Genomic DNA, 495 nt, shown 5'->3' with positions numbered 1-495 from the left:
ACCGTCCCGTCGACGTTACGGTACGGGAGGAACCCCGCGGTCTCACCCAGTTCGACGACCGCGCCGCTGCCGAGCGTCTCGGTGACGCGGCCGTCGAACACCGCGCCGACGGGGGCGGGGTCGGTCCACGCCAGCGTGTCGATCCCGGTGTCGGCGAGTAGCTCCCGAACCGACTCGACGGCGTCGGGCTCGCCGGCGACGTTCACGCCCTGCCGGTCCGGTCCGGTCTCGATCGCGGCGTCGTGGTCGGCGGCGGGGAGGTCAGCGTCGAAGCGCCGCTCGATCGGCGGCGAAGCCTGTACGACACGGTGGCCGGCGTCGAGCAGCGCCGGGGTGAGCGCGGTGGCGTAGATCCCCCGGACCCGGACGTTCGACGCGCTGTCGGCCGTCTCCTCGGTCATAGACCGGAGTTCGATCGGGGGGAACAGGTAGGTGACGGTCTCCGGCGACGCGGCGGTCCGTCGGCGTGGGGGGAGCGGCGCCGCTCGGCCTGGT

Annotated in this window: 1 pseudogene; it reads right to left on the bottom strand. The window is 73.7% G+C overall.

Annotation, left to right across the window (positions count from 1 at the left end):
- Positions 1-401 (bottom strand): annotated as a pseudogene (locus ACFR9S_RS14905) (RNA-binding protein); the annotation flags it as partial.
- Between the last annotated feature and the right edge of the window lie 94 nt (positions 402-495).

Source organism: Halolamina salina, assembly GCF_042678005.1.
Taxonomy (GTDB): domain Archaea; phylum Halobacteriota; class Halobacteria; order Halobacteriales; family Haloferacaceae; genus Halolamina; species Halolamina salina.
Note: the sequence above shows the minus strand (reverse complement) of the source record. Positions and strands in the feature narration are given on the sequence as shown.